The sequence below is a fragment of the Pseudomonas extremaustralis genome (genome assembly GCF_900102035.1).
Classification (GTDB): domain Bacteria; phylum Pseudomonadota; class Gammaproteobacteria; order Pseudomonadales; family Pseudomonadaceae; genus Aquipseudomonas; species Aquipseudomonas extremaustralis.
Genome location: NZ_LT629689.1, coordinates 1,380,469 through 1,397,783, shown reverse-complemented (window position 1 = coordinate 1,397,783; position 17,315 = coordinate 1,380,469). Strand labels below are relative to the sequence as shown.

The 17,315-nt window shown below is 61.8% G+C and carries 14 protein-coding genes; 7 read left to right on the top strand and 7 right to left on the bottom strand.

The window, feature by feature from the left end:
* Positions 1-368: 368 nt before the first annotated feature.
* Entirely contained in the window at positions 369-1,388 is a 1,020-nt protein-coding gene (locus tag BLR63_RS06755; RefSeq protein WP_010565435.1) for an AraC family transcriptional regulator, read from the bottom strand.
* 168 nt (positions 1,389-1,556) lie between these two features.
* On the opposite strand from BLR63_RS06755, the gene efeU reads away from it, so the two are divergent.
* The 4 genes from efeU to efeO (BLR63_RS06735) are packed head-to-tail and all read left to right on the top strand — an operon-like array spanning position 1,557 to position 5,777.
* Positions 1,557-2,402, top strand: a complete 846-nt coding sequence (gene efeU / locus BLR63_RS06750; RefSeq protein ID WP_010565436.1) for an iron uptake transporter permease EfeU — start codon at positions 1,557-1,559, stop codon at positions 2,400-2,402.
* Between the two features lie 10 nt (positions 2,403-2,412).
* Positions 2,413-3,615 (top strand): iron uptake system protein EfeO, encoded by a 1,203-nt coding sequence (gene efeO / locus BLR63_RS06745; protein ID WP_010565437.1) that lies wholly within the window; start codon positions 2,413-2,415, stop codon positions 3,613-3,615.
* A gap of 14 nt (positions 3,616-3,629) precedes the next feature.
* Positions 3,630-4,931, top strand: a complete 1,302-nt coding sequence (gene efeB, locus BLR63_RS06740; RefSeq protein ID WP_010565438.1) for an iron uptake transporter deferrochelatase/peroxidase subunit — start codon at positions 3,630-3,632, stop codon at positions 4,929-4,931.
* Positions 4,932-4,958: 27 nt separating this feature from the next.
* Positions 4,959-5,777 carry an iron uptake system protein EfeO gene (efeO, locus tag BLR63_RS06735; RefSeq protein WP_081480371.1) on the top strand — a complete coding sequence of 273 codons (819 nt, stop codon included), beginning with the start codon at positions 4,959-4,961 and terminating at the stop codon, positions 5,775-5,777.
* Here efeO (BLR63_RS06735) and BLR63_RS06730 read toward each other — a convergent pair.
* Together BLR63_RS06730 and pssA are read right to left on the bottom strand one after the other, a co-directional pair.
* Positions 5,675-9,067 (bottom strand): hypothetical protein, encoded by a 3,393-nt coding sequence (locus tag BLR63_RS06730; RefSeq protein WP_130926110.1) that lies wholly within the window; start codon positions 9,065-9,067, stop codon positions 5,675-5,677. The genes efeO (BLR63_RS06735) and BLR63_RS06730 overlap by 103 nt on opposite strands.
* Before the next feature lie 124 nt (positions 9,068-9,191).
* Positions 9,192-10,535, bottom strand: a complete 1,344-nt coding sequence (gene pssA, locus BLR63_RS06725) for a CDP-diacylglycerol--serine O-phosphatidyltransferase (protein WP_010565441.1) — start codon at positions 10,533-10,535, stop codon at positions 9,192-9,194.
* 125 nt (positions 10,536-10,660) lie between these two features.
* Here pssA and BLR63_RS06720 point away from each other — a divergent pair, with 125 nt between their 5' ends.
* The gene (locus BLR63_RS06720) at positions 10,661-11,212 is read left to right on the top strand and encodes a TetR/AcrR family transcriptional regulator (protein ID WP_042946956.1); all 552 of its coding nucleotides are present in this window, start codon (positions 10,661-10,663) and stop codon (positions 11,210-11,212) included.
* 28 nt (positions 11,213-11,240) lie between these two features.
* Positions 11,241-11,720, top strand: coding sequence for a nuclear transport factor 2 family protein (locus BLR63_RS06715; protein ID WP_010565443.1), 480 nt, complete (start codon positions 11,241-11,243; stop codon positions 11,718-11,720).
* Between the two features lie 25 nt (positions 11,721-11,745).
* On the opposite strand, the gene BLR63_RS06710 is transcribed toward BLR63_RS06715, so the two are convergent.
* Together BLR63_RS06710 and BLR63_RS06705 are read right to left on the bottom strand one after the other, a co-directional pair.
* Positions 11,746-12,900, bottom strand: coding sequence for a PQQ-dependent sugar dehydrogenase (locus tag BLR63_RS06710; RefSeq protein ID WP_010565444.1), 1,155 nt, complete (start codon positions 12,898-12,900; stop codon positions 11,746-11,748).
* A 12-nt stretch (positions 12,901-12,912) separates the two neighbouring features.
* Complete coding sequence (locus tag BLR63_RS06705; protein ID WP_010565445.1) at positions 12,913-13,227, bottom strand: hypothetical protein; 315 nt, start codon at positions 13,225-13,227, stop codon at positions 12,913-12,915.
* A 196-nt stretch (positions 13,228-13,423) separates the two neighbouring features.
* Between BLR63_RS06705 and ligD the strand changes: the two genes are divergently transcribed.
* Positions 13,424-14,779 carry a DNA ligase D gene (gene ligD, locus BLR63_RS06700; protein WP_010565446.1) on the top strand — a complete coding sequence of 452 codons (1,356 nt, stop codon included), beginning with the start codon at positions 13,424-13,426 and terminating at the stop codon, positions 14,777-14,779.
* A gap of 19 nt (positions 14,780-14,798) precedes the next feature.
* Here the strand turns inward: ligD and lpxO are convergent, their stop codons facing one another.
* Positions 14,799-15,698 (bottom strand): lipid A hydroxylase LpxO, encoded by a 900-nt coding sequence (gene lpxO / locus BLR63_RS06695; protein ID WP_010565447.1) that lies wholly within the window; start codon positions 15,696-15,698, stop codon positions 14,799-14,801.
* Positions 15,699-15,960: 262 nt separating this feature from the next.
* Entirely contained in the window at positions 15,961-17,277 is a 1,317-nt protein-coding gene (locus tag BLR63_RS06690; protein WP_042946942.1) for a Wzz/FepE/Etk N-terminal domain-containing protein, read from the bottom strand.
* Positions 17,278-17,315 lie beyond the last annotated feature (38 nt).

The window sequence follows — 17,315 nt, the reverse complement described above, 5'->3', positions numbered from 1 at the left end:
CAGCGTGGGCAGGCGCGAACATAGGCTTATCCTTAAGACGAAAGAGTAAACAAAACGCGAGGCTCAGGCGGTGTCTGGCCTGAACGCGTTTAAATCAGCGAGCACGCTAGCAAATGGAAAAAATGGATTGATGCAGGAAAGGCCTCGGAAATGCGTATGAACTTTCCGCAATTCAGAGTGCTTCTTTGGCGAACGTTTGTGAGGGGATAACCAACAGGCGCTTTCGCCCGCGTTTCAGCGCAAATAAAGAGGATTAATAACGCTTAAACATGGCGGCCTGGTCGCAACGTCAGATCGAGGAACGCCTACAGGGGGGAGGTAGTCGCCAAACGCCATGACGTGCGAGTGATCCCCCGCCGCCACAGAGCCTACGGGCTGATCTCGTCCAAAATCAGACTCCGATAATGCCCCGGATTCGATCCCGCCCACTTGCGAAACGCCTTATAGAACGAACTGGTATCGGCAAACCCCAACCGCTCGGCAATCTGGGCAAAACTGATCTGCGGTTCGGCCAGCCACACGATCGCCAGCTCCTTGCGCACACTGTCCTTGAGCCCCTGATAGGTCTGCCCCTCTTGCGCCAGGCGGCGGCGCAGGGTGGAGGCGGAGATGCACAGGCTGGCGGCCAGACCCTCGGTTTCCGGCCAAGTGTCGGCGGGCATTTGCCGCAGGTCGTGTTTGATACGGGCAGCCAGGCTGTCGGGATCGCGGTATTTGACCAGGATGTTGGCCGGGGCATGGGCGAGAAAGCGTTTGAGTTCCTCCGGGCTGCGCTTGATCGGCAGGTCGAGGCAGTCGGCGGAAAAGATCATGCGGGTGCGTGGGCGATCGAAACGCAGGTTGTCGGAAAACATCACCTGATAGTCATCGCAGAAGTCCGGCCTTGGACCGCGCAGTTCAATGGCCAGGATCGGAATGCGGCGCCCCACCAGCCAACAAGCCACGCCATGGACGATCATCCAATAGGTGAAATAGGTAAACGCCCGCCTCGGTTCGGGCTCAGGCTCAAGCAAGACGATTTCCGCCAGGCTCTGTTGACGCACCAACTGGGCCGGCATTCGCTCGAGCATCAGCGACAGAAACGCCAGGGCGGTGTCGAGGCTGGCCGCCAGGGTCGGTTGCGCCAGTGAGGCGCGGCAGAGAAATGCCAGGCTGCCGGACCGGAGTTTGCGCGGGTCCATGCCAAAGAATTCATCGTCCATGCGCCGCGCCAGTAAACGCCAGAGCCGCGCATAGGCCGTGGCGGGAACGCGGGCGGACGGCGTTTGCAGCAGCGCCGGATCGATACCGACCTTGCTCAGTACCTCAACGGTGGCCTCCCCCGGCGCGCAGCTCTGCAACAAGGCTTCGCGCACTAGGTGGAGGGAGATGGTGTCTTTTTCCGACATGAGAAGTTAGCCGATCCGACGGTATACACGATGGCACGCATCATAAGGGCGCTGACTGTTCGTCACCACCGTTCAGCCATTGTTCAGTAATCGCCAGTATTTCTTGTTTAGCAATGAGTATCATTATGTTACAAATTAGCATCCTCTCTACTGACCACGCGGTGCCGAATGCTCGTTCCTTTTCTCATCATGCTGCGCGAAGGCATTGAAGCCGCATTGATCGTTGGCATCATCGCCAGTTACCTGCAACAGACCGGTCGCGGCCAATGGATGCCCGCCGTGTGGATCGGTGTGTTTCTCGCGGCAGCGCTGGCCCTGCTGGTGGGCGGTGGCCTGGAGCTGGTCAGTGCCGAATTCCCGCAAAAACAGCAGGAGTTGTTCGAGGGTGTGGTGGGCCTTGTGGCCGTGGGCATTCTCAGTTCCATGGTGTTCTGGATGCGCAAGGTGGCGCGCTCGATCAAACATGCCCTGCACGCCTCCCTCGACCACGCCCTGGCCGGTTCCCGGCACCAGGTGACAGCACTGATCCTGATGGTGTTTTTCGCCGTGGCCCGCGAAGGCTTGGAAACCGTGTTCTTCCTGCTGGCCGTGTTCCAGCAGAGCGAAGGCCCGGGCGCACCGATTGGCGCCCTGCTCGGCCTGGTCCTGGCGATCATCGTCGGTTTCCTGATCTACACCGGCAGCATGCGCCTGAACCTCGGTGCGTTCTTCCGCTGGACCGGTTTGTTCATCCTGGTGGTGGCCGCCGGCATCCTTGCCAACTCGGTGCAGGCCTTGCACGAAGCAGGCGTATGGAACCGCCTGCAAACCGTGCTGTTCGATTTCAGCGCGACGTTGCCGATGGACAGCCCGCTGGGTTCGGTCCTGGCGGGGATGTTCGGTTACCAGGAAGCGCCGACCATCAGCACCCTGGGTGCCTATCTGATCTACCTGGTGGTGGCGCTGGTGATGTTTTTCCTGCCGGCGGCCCCGGCCACGCCTGCCGTCCCCTCTTCTTCCGTCTCCAGCCATTAAGGACCGTCTCTTGTCCAATCCAACTCCTCAACCGGCTTCGCCACCCCGCGCCCTGCGCTGGGCCGTGGCGGGCTCGGTGGTCGTGATGATCGCCGCCGGCGGCCTGTTTTATTACGCCTCGCAACTGGCGGCCAACAAGCGCCAGGCCAACAGCAATGAAATCGCCGTGACCATCCATGGCCACGCCTGCGAGCCCAACGCGTTGACCGTACCGGCCGGCCGCGCCAGCTTTCGCATCATCAACCGCTCCGACCGCGCGGTGGAGTGGGAAATCCTCGACGGCGTGCTGGTGATCGAAGAACGGGAAAATATCGCTCCCGGCCTCAGCCAGGTGATCAACGCCAACCTGCTCCCCGGCGACTACGCGATCACCTGCGGACTGTTGAGCAACCCGCGTGGCACCCTGCATGTGACGCCAACCGCGGAGTCCGACGCCCAGGCCAAGGCCAAGCCCGCGATGGTGGCGTTTATCGGCCCGTTGTCAGAGTTCCGCGTGTACTTGAGCAGCCAGGGCAGCGCGCTGGTCAAGGCCGTGAGCGACTTGCAACACGCCATCGACGCCGGCGATCTGTCCCAGGCCCAGGCACTTTACGTGCCCGCCCGCGAGGCTTACCAGCGCCTGGCCCCGGCCTCCCAGCGCCTGGCGGAATTGGACAACGCTATCAATGCCCGCGCCGATTACTTTGAAAAACGCGAACAGGACTCCGCCTTCAGTGGCTTCCACCGCCTCGAATACGGCCTGTTCCAGCAACGCAGCCTCGCTGGCCTGGCGCCGATTGCACAGCGTCTGCTGACCGACGTCACCACCCTCAAGCAACAACTGTTGGCCCAGTCGCTGCCGCCGGAGCAACTGGTCGGCATCGTGGTGCGCAACCTCAACAGCCTGGCGGACGTGCGAGCCATCAGCGGTGAAGAAGAGCGCTACAGCCACGTCGACCTCAACGGTTTTGCCGCCAATCTGCAGGCCGCGCACAAAGTGGTCGAACTGATGCGTCCACTGCTGAGCAAATCCGCCGCAAGCCTGCTACCAACCGTCGACAGTGCCCTCGCCGCTTTCGACGCCCAGCTCCAAAGCTTTAAGGTGGAAAAAGGCTACGCCACCTACGACAGCGTTACCGCCGATCAGCGCAAGCAGATCGCCGACAAGGCCAAGGCTCTGGCCGCCGCACTCGATGGAATCGACCCCGCCCTTGGCCTTTCCGGCCTGCAGTAAAGACGAGCGCCTACATGAACGATCCAAAACAGTTTGACCTCCAGCGCCGCCGTGTCCTGCTGGGCATGGCCGCGACCGGCGCCGCGATTGCCGGCAGCAGCCTGAGCTGCCCGGCCATGGCGGCCGTCGCCGAGCAAGTCACCACCGCGCCGCGCAGTGACAAGACCCAGGACCACCATGATTTCTACGGCAACCATCAGACCGGCATCGTCACCCCGCGCCCGGCGTGCGGCATGGTCGTGGCGTTCGACGTGCTCGCCGCCGACCGCCAGGACCTGGAGCGCCTGTTCCGCACCTTGAACGCGCGCATCAGCTTCCTGATGACGGGCGGCAGCGTGCCGCAAGTCGACCCGAAATTGCCGCCCACCGATTCCGGCATCCTCGGCCCGGTGGTCACGCCCGACAACTTGACCATCACCGTATCGGTCGGTGAATCGCTGTTCGACGAACGCTTCGGACTGGCCGCCGTCAAGCCCAAGCGCCTGAGCCGCATGGTGGGATTCCCCAACGATGCGCTGGAAGCGGCGCAGTGCCATGGCGACTTGAGCCTGCAGTTTTGCTCCAACACGACAGACACCAATATCCACGCCCTGCGCGACATCGTGAAAAACCTGCCCGACCTGCTGCTGGTGCGTTGGAAGCAGGAAGGCAGCGTACCGCCCCAGGCCCCGGCCAAACCCGGCGAGCCGGCGCAGAGCGCGCGTAATTTTCTCGGGTTCCGGGACGGCTCGGCCAACCCCGACTCCAACGACAACAAGGCCATGGACCAGATCGTGTGGGTCCAACCGGGCAGCGACGAACCGGCCTGGGCCGCCCATGGCAGTTACCAGGCGGTGCGCATCATCCGCAACTTCGTCGAACGCTGGGACCGCACGCCACTGCAAGAACAGGAAAGCATCATCGGCCGCGTCAAGACCACCGGCGCGCCCATGGATGGCCAGCGGGAAACCCAGGTGCCCGACTACGGCAAGGACCCGCACGGCAAGGTGACCAAGCTCGATGCCCACATCCGCCTGGCCAACCCACGCACCCCGCAGACCCAGGCCAACCTGATCCTGCGCCGGCCGTTCAACTACTCCAACGGCGTCAATAAAAACGGGCAGTTGGACATGGGGCTGTTGTTCATCGGCTACCAGGCCGACCTGGAAAAAGGCTTTATCAGCGTGCAAACCCGGCTCAACGGCGAGCCCCTGGAGGAATACCTCAAGCCGGTCGGCGGCGGCTATTTCTTCACCTTGCCGGGGGTCACGGGCCCCAAGGATTTCATCGGGCGCACGCTGCTGGCCGCCGCGCACGCCACCCTCGCTAACGCCTAACCCAACCCCCACAGCGGAAACTGTCCCATGAAGAAGTCGACTCTCGCGTTGTCGTTATTAATGACCCTCTCGCCACTGGCCGCCTTCGCCGCCACGGCGCCGCTGGACCTGGTAGGCCCGGTATCGGACTACAAGATCTACGTCACCGAAGAAATCGGCGAGCTGGTCACCCAGACCCAAGCGTTCACCGACGCGATCAACAAAGGCGACCTGGCCACCGCCAAGAAGCTCTACGCACCGACCCGCGTGCATTACGAGGCCATCGAACCGATCGCCGAGCTGTTCAGCGACCTGGATGCGTCGATTGACTCGCGTGTCGACGACCATGAAAAAGGCGTGACCGCCGAAGACTTCACCGGTTTCCACCGCATCGAATACGCCCTGTTCGCACAGAACTCCACCAAGGGCCTGGAGACGCTGACCGCCAAGCTCAACACCGACGTCAACGACCTCAAGACCCGAGTCGACGGCCTGACCTTCCCGCCGGAGAAAGTCGTCGGCGGTGCCGCGGCCCTGCTTGAAGAAGTCGCCGCCACCAAGATCTCCGGCGAAGAAGACCGCTACAGCCACACCGACCTGTACGACTTCCAGGGCAACATCGACGGCGCGAAGAAAATCGTCGACCTGTTCCGTGGCCAGATCGAGAAGCAGGACAAGGCGTTCCTGGCCAAGGTCGACAAAAACTTCGCCGCCGTCGACAAAATCCTGGCCAAGTACAAGACCCAGGACGGCGGCTTTGAAACCTATGACAAGGTCAAGGAAAACGACCGCAAGGCATTGGTCGGTCCGGTCAACACGCTGGCTGAAGACCTCTCGACCCTGCGCGGCAAACTGGGCCTGAACTGATCGAATGGCAACCTGGCCTCCCGCGCCCCGGTGCGGGTGGTCACCGGGGCCGCATCAAGGACGGGCGCCTCAGGGTTGCCCGCCTGCCCTGCCGCGATCAGCATGTAGGCACGCAGTTTCTCCTCCGCCGTAATCAAATGCGGCGCCGTCTTGCCCCATTTCATCCCTCCCCCGGCCACCAGCAAAGGCAGTTTTACCAAGCCTTTGGTCGCCGCATTGATCAATTGCGGGTAGCCATCCAGCGGGTTCAGCGCCGCACTGACAAACAGACCGGACTGCTTGATAAAGTCAAACGCACGGTCACTGAAAGCCGCCGCAGGTTTTGCCGACGCCAACGTTGCCGCAGAAGGCTTGAGCCGCATGACCAGGCGCCGCAGCGGGTCAGCCGACAGGGCCTTGGCCGAGCGGATCAGCCCACGTGCCTGCCCACCCGCACCGATAGCCACGCCAATCACATCCAGCCCTAGATTGGCCAAGCCTCTGCCGACATTGCCTTTCTTGAACTCTTGGTACGCCCCCACAAACGGCACGAACCCCAACAGGAACTCATGGTCGCGATCCCGGGCCTCGCGACGCTTTTCCAGCGGCAACGGCTGGCGCGCGCGTTGCAACATGGATTCGGCCGGCTCGTAGAAATTGTCCTGGGCGATCCTGTCGGCAATGCCGGCGACTTTTGGAGAACCGTAGGTAGAAGGAACGAAGGACTCAAGGGTTTGCCCGGCGGGTCGTTCACCTGCCGAGAACGCAGCGCCCAAGGGTTCGACGATCACCGCCGGGGACATCACCCCGGGTCGCAGTTTGGCGCCCGTGGCATAGGCCTCGAAATCGAAAGGCATCTGCGTGCCGCACACCACCTGCAAATAAACCGCGCCCTGGGACGCATTAAAGCGCCGCCGACGGATCACGCCGTTGAGTTCGATCGATTCGGGCAAGTCCGTGCGCTTGATGAGCTTGCCATTGGCGAACACCTCGTAATACACCACCGACTGCCCGTGCTCCACGCGCATCAATGTGCCCTGTCGTGCCCGCTGCGCGTTTTTGCGTGCAGCGGTCTCCTCGGCGCGACTGAAACCGGTCTCGGCGCGCAGGGTGAAGAGTTCGACCTTGCCTAATTCGAGCGCCTGGCGCTCGGCCAGAGGCAATTGCGCAAACATCAGCTTGAGCTTGGTGGCATAGGCGCTCTGCAGTTGTTTGTAGTGCTGGTCGACGGCCGTTTCCAGGCGCTCGTCGAGGTCGGGCAGATGGCGAATGCGTCGATCCAGCTCCTCACGTGCCGCAGCCGTCACATGGGGCGTGCGCCCGACCTGGTAGGGCGTCGGCGCAGGCAAAGGCGATTTGGGCATGTCGTCGCTGAACACCCACTTACCCGGCGTCAGGTCGCCGGTCATGTAGGTTTCCACCAGCGAACGGCTGCGCGGTTCCGAGACAGGCAAGTTGCGTCGATCCTCGGCGCTGGCCAGTTGTAGGGTCATGCGCTCGAGTTCGTCCACTGTGGTACCGGGGAAAACCCGCAGCAGTTCCTTGATGGCCAGCGCCTTGCGCGTCGGCAGTTCCGTGCTGGCACGGGTGAAGGCCTCGGTGGCGTCGTCGCGCTGTTGAAAAAACGCCCGCGTGGCGTCCTGGATATTGTGCTGGGAGTACTCGCCATCGCTGCGCAGCCTGATGACGCCGTTCAATACCCCCCAGTCAACGATGATTTTCAGGGCGCGCAGTTGCATCAATTGCGCGTGCCCCTCACTAGTGGGCGCCAGAGTGGCCAATGCGGTGACCTGCCGTTCATTCATCATCTGCGATGTGCCCGGCGCGTGATGATCGGCCATGGCACAGCCCAGGCGCAATTCCATCCAGGCCGGGGTGCCGATGCGCATCGAGTCCGGCAAGTCCTGCACGCACATTTCCGGCGCTGCTTGTGCCAGGCAGACCTCGGCGGCCACCACCGCCAGGGAAGGCGTCAGCCCTTTCTGTTCCTGCAAGTGACGCTCGATATCGCCGCGCACCTCGGCGAAGCTGCGTCCCATGTTCGCCGGCTGATAGATCGAATAGCCGGCGATTTCGCCAGGCTTGATGTCGTCCAGGCGGATGCCAGCGATTCGGTCCAGGGTGTTCTTGTCGTCCTCGGTCAACGTGGCGGCGAGCCCCTGCCGCCGCGCCAATCCGCTGTAGTCCCCCAGCGCGGGCGCCGGTGGCAGGGAGAGGCGCAGCCATTGGATCACGTTGCGGGTTTCGGCCACGGTGCGCGGCGAGCCCAGGCCCTTGAAGTCGAGGAGCTGGCGCATGTCATAACGCGGAGTCGAGTAAATCGCATTGCCCAGCGGCACGCTGAGCGTCGTCAATGCCTTGAGCTCCGCGCGCAGCGCATCGTCGGCTTCCACGTAGTGGCTCAGGTCCACCCAACCGCCCACCGGACTCAGGCGTTCGAGTCGGCCTTCGGATACGCGAAACGGCCGGTCGGTCCAGTCGAAACCTTCACGCTGCAACAGGCTGAGCATCTCGGGACGGGACACAAACCGCTGCAAGCGCTCCATCGCCGCCCCGCTGCGCGCCGGCAACGACGATGCCGGTGAAAGTGCGCTGGCGTGGGCGGACCAATCAGTGCGCACCGCGTCCGGCAGGTCTTCGAGCCCGGCTTCAAGGTGATCCGCCAGGGCATGGCGTTCTTCCAGATCGCCGATCACGCGCCAGGTTTGTTCAAGGTTGCCGACGTTGGCCTGGGCGACCCGCTCGCGGGGCAACCACAATGCGTCGTCACGCCCGACTGCCGGCAAGCCCTGGTCCATGGGGTCGAGCGCGTCACGAATGGGCCGCAAGGTGCGCGACACCTCGTTCCAGCCGGAGTGATCGGTGAGGGTAAAGCGCACCTCGCGGCGCACGCCGTTGTGGTTGACGTACCCCTCGACACGATGGCGATGCAAGGTAAGGGTCGAGGGTTCCAGGCCCTGATCGGCGATCCACTGTTGCAGCGCTGGTTGGTTGAACACCTGCTGGTACAGGCGCATCGCCGGGCCCACGCGGCTGTCGGGCGGTACCTCGATCAGCGTGTGGCCGCTGTCTTCGGCGGCGGCCACACGTTCGCTCAACTGCGCGTCGGCGGCAGCGGCGCGGTCAGGGTCCCGGGTCGGTAGGCGGGTCCATGGATGGTCGGCGACGGGCTCATCGGCAAGGGCGCGCCGTTGGCGTACAACCGGCGTTTGAGGCCGGGCCTGCTGCGACGCAGCAGGTACTTCAGTGGGCGGGAGCGCAGCGGTGAAAATGGGCGAGCCCGTGCTCGGCAGCAGCATCAACATAGTCATTCCTCTCTCGGATAGAACCGTCCATGAACGGTGAGAGGTCATCTAAGAACAGTTGATGCCGCCTGAATGTAAGCCCCTTCCGACGCCTTTTACCCTTGCGTTGCCGATGATTTCAAGCGCCGGCCTACAGGATTCGGTACAGCAGTCGCTCGATCCGCACACGACTCACCCGGCGCAAAAACTTGCCGACGGCGGGCGGGTAATCCACCAGGGTCTGCAACTGCGCATAACCGTCGATGCGGGTGGTGTGCTGGAAAATCTGCGTCAGTTCGGTCCGCCGCGGCGCCAGCCACTGACCTTGCGGGTCGTCGATCAGCAAGGCGTTTTCCAGGTCCAGACGAAACGCACGGGGGTTGAGGTTGTTGCCGGTGAGCAAGGTGTAACGCTGGTCGACCCACATCCCCTTGAGGTGGTAGGTGTTGTCGCCGTCGCGCCACAGGTGCAGGTTCAACTGGCCGCTGTCGATCATCGGCTGATGGCGTTTGGCGAAACGGCGCAGGCTGATTTCATACAGGTAAGGCAATGCGGCGATGACCTTGAACGGCTCGCTGGGGGGAATGTAGAAATCATTGGCGGTCTTGTCGCCGACGACGATGTCGATCTTCACCCCGCGCGCCAGGGCGCGGTTGAGCTCACGGGTCACCGGCAGTGGCAGGTTGAAATACGGCGTACAGATGGTCAGTTGATGCTGGGCGCTGGCGATCAGTTCGAGGATCACCCGGTTCAAGGGGTTGTTCTTGCCGACGCCAAGCAATGGACTGACCGACAGGTGGCCATTGGGCAACAGCCCCGCCGTGGTGTCGTAGGCCGCGTGTTTGAGTCGGCTGCGCAGATCGCCGATGTCATTGCGCAGACTGCGGGTGGTGGGCGGGTTGGGCAAATCCAGGCGATTGACCGCCTTGGAGGCCACCAGGCCGTGCTCGACCAGGTGCTGCATGGAGTCTGCCAGCGGTTTGCTGTGGATCAGGTGGTAACGGTCGAAACGGTACTTGTCGAACTTGTGCAGGTACACGTTGTTCAAGCTGGCGCCGCTGTACAGCACGCTGTCGTCGATCACGAACCCCTTGAGGTGCAGCACGCCGAACAGTTCGCGGGTTTGCACCGGTACGCCGTACACCGGCACTTCGCTGCTGTGGCTCTGGGTCATGGCCTGGTACCAGGCGCTGTTGCCCGGCTGCTTGCCGGCGCCGATCAAGCCGCGCTGGGCGCGCAGCCAGTCGACCACCACGACGATGTCCAACTCCGGTCGTGCGGCCTTGGCGGCGTGCAGGGCGTCGTAGATCTCCTGCCCCGCTTCGTCCTGCTGCAAGTACAGCGCCACGATGTAGATGCGCCGTGTGGCCTGGGGGATTTTCTCCAACAGGCAACGGCGGAACGCGTCGGCGCCGGGTAGCACCTCGATGGCATCTGGAGTGAGGGGGAAACCACGCAGTTTGGGCAGCAGAGAACGTTTGAAGAACGACGGCATAAGGCTCGCAATGGGTCGAATCCGAAGAGGCACCGAGCTTACACCATGGGGGTGCTCAGGTCTTGCTGTTACAGATGGAAAAAAATTAATTGACCAAGAAGAACGATCGTTCTACTGTTCAAACCATGAACGACATGACCCGCTCCATCATCCTCGACGTCACTGAAAAGTTGATCTATCGCCACGGCATCGCCGCCACCGGCATGGATTTGCTGGTGAAAACCGCCGGTGTCTCGCGCAAAAGTATTTACCGTTACTTCACCAATAAGGACGACTTGGTGATCGCCGCACTGCAACGCCGCGACGAGCGCTGGATGCAGTGGTTGCGTGATGAAGTGGAGCGTGTCGAGGGCAGCGGCGAACGCTTGCTCGCGCTGTTCACTGCCCTCAAGACCTGGTTCGACAGCGCGGATTTTCGCGGCTGCGCGTTTATCAACACCAGCGGCGAAACCGGCGATCCGCAGAACCCGGTACGCCGGCTGGCCAAGGCACATAAACAGAAACTGTTCGAGTACGCCCTTGAACTGTGTCAAGCACATGGCACCCCCGACCCCGAACGGCAGGCCGCGCAGCTGCTGATCCTGATCGATGGCGCCATTACCGTTGCCCTGGTCATGGGCGACTCAACTGCCGCCGATAACGCTCAGCACATGGCGCGGACGTTATTGGGGCTTTAATCAATGCCGTCATGGCAGGAGTCACAAAATGCCAGCTACCGTAGAAACCCGCCCACCGCTACCGCCCTTCACCCGCGAATCGGCCATTGAAAAAGTGCGCCTGGCCGAAGACGGCTGGAACTCCCGCGACCCTGAGCGGGTGTCCCTGGCCTACACCCTGGACACCCAGTGGCGTAACCGCGCCGAGTTCGCCCATAACCGCGAAGAAGCCAAAGGTTTCCTGACCCGTAAGTGGGCCAAGGAGTTGGATTACCGGCTGATCAAGGAGTTGTGGGCGTTCACCGATAACCGTATCGCCGTGCGGTATGCCTATGAATGGCACGACGACTCCGGCAACTGGTTTCGCTCTTATGGCAACGAGAATTGGGAGTTCGATGAGAACGGCCTGATGGCCCATCGGTTTGCCTGCGTCAACGACCTGCCGATCACGGAAAGAGAGCGCAAGTTCCATTGGCCGCTGGGACGGCGCCCGGATGACCATCCAGGGCTGTCCGATCTGGGTCTTTAGCTGCGACGCTGGTTCGCGAAGCCCCTCAATCCGGGTTCAGGCCGACCCGGTACAACACGCCATCGTCTTCATCCGTCAGCACATACAGGTAGCCATCCGGCCCCTGGCGCACATCTCGAATCCGCGCCTTCAGGCCACCCAGCAAACGTTCCTCGTGGATGATGGTGTCGCCATCGAACTGCAACCGAATCAGTTCCTGGCTGGCCAGCGCGCCGATGAACAGATTGTGCTGCCAGGCCTTGAAACGGTCGGCGTCGTAGAACGCCATACCGCTGATGGCTGGCGATTTTTCCCATACGTGGTGGGGCGCGACCGTGCCCTGCGCGGTTTTGCCCTTGGCCTCCGGAATCGGCGTCAGCGAATAGTTGATGCCGTGGGTGGCCAGCGGCCAACCGTAGTTCTTGCCACGTTCGATGATGTTGATTTCATCGCCGCCGCGCGGGCCGTGCTCGTTTTCCCAGATCGTGCCACTCCACGGGTTCAACGCCAGCCCCTGGGGGTTGCGCTGGCCGTAGGACCAGATCTCGGGGCGCACGCCTTGCTGGCCGACGAACGGATTGTCGTCGGGCACGCGGCCATCCGCGTAGATCCGCACGACTTTGCCCTGCAACTTGTCCAGGTCCTGGGCGGTCGAGCGATCGTTGTTTTCCCCCAGGGTCACGAAGAGGTAGCCATCACGGTCAAAGGCCAGGCGCGAGCCGAAGTGATTGCCGGTGGAGAGCTTGGGCTCCTGGCGCAGGATCACTTTGAAATCGGTCAGGCCACTCAGGTCCGTCGCCAGACGCCCGCGGCCAACCGCGGTGCCGGCTTTACCGTCCTGGCCGCCACCTTCGGCGTAGCTAAGGTAGACCATGCGGTCTTGCTTGAAGTCCGGCGACAGCAGCACATCGAGCAAACCGCCCTGCCCCTTTGCCCATACCTCCGGCACGCCGGTCAATGGCGCCGAAAGCTTGCCGTCGGGGCTGACGACGCGCAGGCGGCCGGGGCGCTCGGTCACGAGAAAACCTTGCTTGTCCGGCAGAAACGCCACCGCCCACGGATGGTCCAGGCCTTTAGCGATCGGGGTGGCGGTGATGCTGCCCTGTTCACTGGGAAACTGCTGGTCATCGGCCGCGTACACGGCGGCCAGGGGCAGCATCGCGGTGACGCAGAGGGCGGCCAGGGTTTTGCGTATCAACATAAGGCAGTGTCCTTAGCGGCGATTGCCGTTGGCGTCATAGACGGGGGCTTTGGTGTCGGTGGCCGGACGGCTTGGGGCAGTATCGCGCTGAGGATAGCGATTGCCGATGCCGCCGTTTTCCAGGGTCGGCGGGCGCGTGGTCGGCCCGGTCTGAATACCGTGGATCGCCGGCACATTGGATTGGGTGCCCTGCATGCTATTGGGATTGGCGCGGTGAATCGGGCCGTTGTTGCCGCTGTTACTGCCCGGCAGGTCTTGCGCTTGCGCCAAGGGGATCAGCGCCAGGCCCAAGACCAGCGCGGCAACGTGACGTACACAGCTGTTCATGACAAAGCCTCTCTGGGGGTACGTGCTTTCGATAACACGCTACGCTCAGGGTTCGGCGTGGGTAACTAAATAGTTTCTCATCAGGTGTAACACGATCTGTCCGCACAGCCGTTGCTGACGCTGGCCGGGGAAACTTTTCGCGCCGCCTGGGAGTCACCCGAATACCTCCTCCCCACGGGCCATGCAGGAGAACGACATGGCAAAGCCATTGAGCTTCGTGATCCAGAAACACAACGCGAGCCACCTGCATTATGACTTTCGCCTGGAACTCGACGGCGTGCTGCTCAGCTGGGCCGTGCCCAAGGGACCCAGCCTGGACCCGAGTCAGAAACGCCTGGCCATCCAAGTGGAAGATCACCCCTTGAGCTATGGCCATTTCGAGGGCAGCATCCCGGCCGGCCAATATGGCGCCGGCGATGTGATTGTCTGGGACCGGGGCGTGTGGCAGCCCCATGGCGACCCGCACGCAGCCTATGCCGCCGGAAAGCTCGTCTTCACCCTGGTCGGCGAGAAACTCTCGGGCGACTGGGCGCTGGTGCGCACTCACCTCAAGGGCAGCGGCACTCAGGAACAGTGGCTGCTGATCAAGGAAAAAGACGCCCACGCGCGCCCCGCCACCGACTACGACATCGTTCAGGCCGAGCCCGACAGCGTGCTCAACGGCATCGACGTGCACATCACCCACCCCGATCGGGTGATCGACCCGCAGAGCGGCACGCAAAAGCAGCAATTGGCAGCGTTCTACGCCAGCATCAGCGAGTGGATCCTGCCCTTCCTGCGCCATCGCCCGGTGTCGCTGTTGCGCGCGCCGGAAGGCATCGACGGCGAACAGTTCTTCCAAAAGCACGCCGAGCGCCTGGCCATTCCCCACATCAAGCAACTGGACCCGGCACTGGACCCCGGCCATCCGCGCCTGATGGAAATCGACAGCACCAGCGCCCTGCTCGGTGCCGTGCAAATGGGCGCTATCGAGTTGCATCCCTGGGGCGCCACCGCGGACAAGATCGACACCCCGGACCTGTTTGTGCTGGACCTTGACCCGGACCCGGCACTGCCGTGGACAGCCATTCTCGAGGCGGCGCAACGGACGTTATCGTTGCTGGATGAATTGGGACTGGAGGCTTTCGTCAAGACCAGCGGCGGTAAAGGCTTGCACCTCGTCGTACCGCTGGCACGGCGCGATGACTGGGACACCGTCAAAGCGTTCGCCAAGGCCATCGCCCAGTTCATGACCCGGCAGTCGCCCGAACGCTTCACCGCTACCTCAGGCCCGAAGAACCGCGTGGGCAAGATCTTTATTGACTACCTGCGCAATGCGCGGGGCGCCAGCACCGTGGCGGCGTATTCGGTGCGGGCAAGGCCGGGGCTGCCGGTGTCGGTACCGGTCAGTCGTGAAGAACTCAAGGAGCTGCGTGGCGCCCAACAATGGACCATTGCCAATCTGCAGGAACGCTTGCGCGGGTTGAATGCCGATCCATGGGTGGGCTATGCCCATCGACAAAAAATCAGCAAGGCCATGTGGGACAGGCTGGGCGCCACGCCACCGGCATGAGTGGCGCCCGGGCCAGGCTTCAGATCAGCACAAAGATCGCGGCAAAAACAGCAAAGATCAGCCACTTTTCCAGGTAGTAACGCGTGCGATTGCGCTTTTTGAGTTCCTTGCCGCGCAAACGGATCTTGTACAGGCGGGTGAACGCGCGGTTCAGCCCACCGGTTTTGTCGCCAGCATCATTGGGCGAACCTGCGGCAGCCAACACCGTGCGACTGAACCAGCGGTTGAACGCGGTGGCCCAGCGGTATTTCATCGGCCGCTCAATATCGCAGAACAGGATGATGCGGTTCTGCTGCGTACTGTTTTCGGCATAGTGAATGTAGGTTTCGTCAAACATCACCGGCTCACCGTCGCGCCAGTAATAGTTTTCGCCATCCACATTGATGTAGCAGGCCGGATCGTTCGGCGTGTCCAGGCCCAAGTGATAGCGATAGGACCCGGCGTATGGGTCTCGGTGGCGCACCAGCTTCGAACCCGGCGGCAGTTCAGCGAACATCGCCGCCTTGATCGAGCCGATGCTCTGCACCAGCTCGGTGGTGCGCGGGCACAGTTTCATCGCCGACGGATGACTGTCGCCGTACCACTTCAAATAGAAACGTTTCCAGCCTGATTTGAAGAACGAGTTGAAACCCACATCGTTGTACTGGTCCGAACGCTTGATCTCGCCAGCGCGCATCAGGTTCTCGGCTTCTTCGCGAATCTCTTGCCAATGCTCTTGCAGCGGGCTCAAGTCGGGGAAATCGCTGGTCGACAGAAACGGTCGATTGGGCAGCTTGGAAAACAGATAAAGGAAGCAGTTGACCGGGGCCAGGAAGGTCGAGTGATCACTGAGCTGGCGACCCAGCTTATGCCGCACCCGACCACGCAGATGGACATACACAATGGAGGTGATGTAGAGAACAACAATGATGAGTTTCAAAGGATTTCGTCACACGTCAGAAGAGAACAGACTGCTCCTGCACGCCCACGACGGCCGAGGATGGGTAGCAGCACCTGAAATCACAATTCACACAATAGGCACGAACGACGGATTGAACACTCCATCGGCCATTGGCGGTTATTTAGCCACAACTTGTAACTAAAAGTTAACCAAGAATTACGAAAAGCAGTCGATCGAATGTGACGAAATGACGCCTGGGTGGGCCCGCCTTGAAGCAGGCCCCCATGGCATGGAGCCCACGTTATCGGCGGGATAGACGGCGATCGTCGAGCCCGGAGAAAGGTCCGTTCTCGCGGCGCAATTGGACGAAATGACGAGTCAACGCGAGCAACAGCCCCAGCATCAGCCCGCCGACCACACTCAGTGCGACGATCAGCGCGCCCTTGGGTTTTATCGGATTCAGCGGTGCCTGGGCCTGACGGTCCACGGTCACCAACTTAAGCGCGCTCATATCGATGTTCAGGCCACGTAACCGCGCTTCTTCGGCCCATAGCGGCTCGACGCCCTGCAGGAACACATCTTCGTTCTGGCGGCTATTGAGCACCTCCACTTCACGATTGACGTCGAGCATGCGCAATTCCTTGCCGATCTCGGCCACACGCGTGTTGGTGAAATCATCGTTGGTACGTTGCTGCAGCGCCTTTCGCTCGGCCTCCAGCAACGCGGTGCCCATGAAATACAACGGCAACTTCTGGTTGGTCACGACGGTGCGCATCACTTGGCTTGAACCACGGTAGGCATCCTCCCCCATGGCTGCCGGCACCGTGGGGTTCTTGATCCCCACAGACCTGGCAATCGAGATCGCCTCATCCAGTTCGGCCAGTTGGCCGTTGCGTTCCATTTTCAGTTGCAAGCGCAAAGCCGTCAGTTCGTCCCGCAATCGAGCGCGCTTGACCTTGTCGGCCTCCAGCAAGCGGGCGATTTTCGCTGCCTTGCTTGTCTCGTAGTTGGAGCGCGCCGCGTCAATCTTGCCTTTGAGCTCGTTGAGACGGTTATTGACGATGACCTTGAGGTCGGCTCCCACCTGTTCGCGCTGCAGCGCAATGGTGTAGTCGACAAACCCGTTGAGAATCGCCACGCCGTCAATGCCCTTGGGGTATTGCATTTCCAGGCGGACGTAATTGTTGAGCGCGTCGGGCCTCTTCGGGTCCGGCAACACCAGGTTTATCGCGTTGCGATTGAATGCTTCAAAGCTCTGCTCCAGGCTTTGGCCTGGGCGCTGGAACGCTTCGAACAAGGCGGGGTTGGCCCTGAAAAAGCCCAGGCGGGCCTCGTAGGACTCCAGTTGTGCGCCCACCTTGGCCAAGGCATCTGCCGGCGGCAACTTATAGACTTCGGAGCGATTGAGAGCATCCAGTTCATTGATTGCCGCAGGCCGTAGCACGCTGCTGACCTGATAGACCCTCGGAGCCAAGACTGCGTAGCCTATTCCCAGAAGGCCCGCCAGAATCGTGCACCCAATGACCAGTCTTTTTTGCTTCCAGATCGCGTGAAACAGCTCAAAGAGGTCAATTTCGTCCGACGGTAAATGCTGATGAAGCTGGGGAGTGCTGTTCAAAATTCATACACCCTGGTGAGTTGAAATCCAGCGCCCGA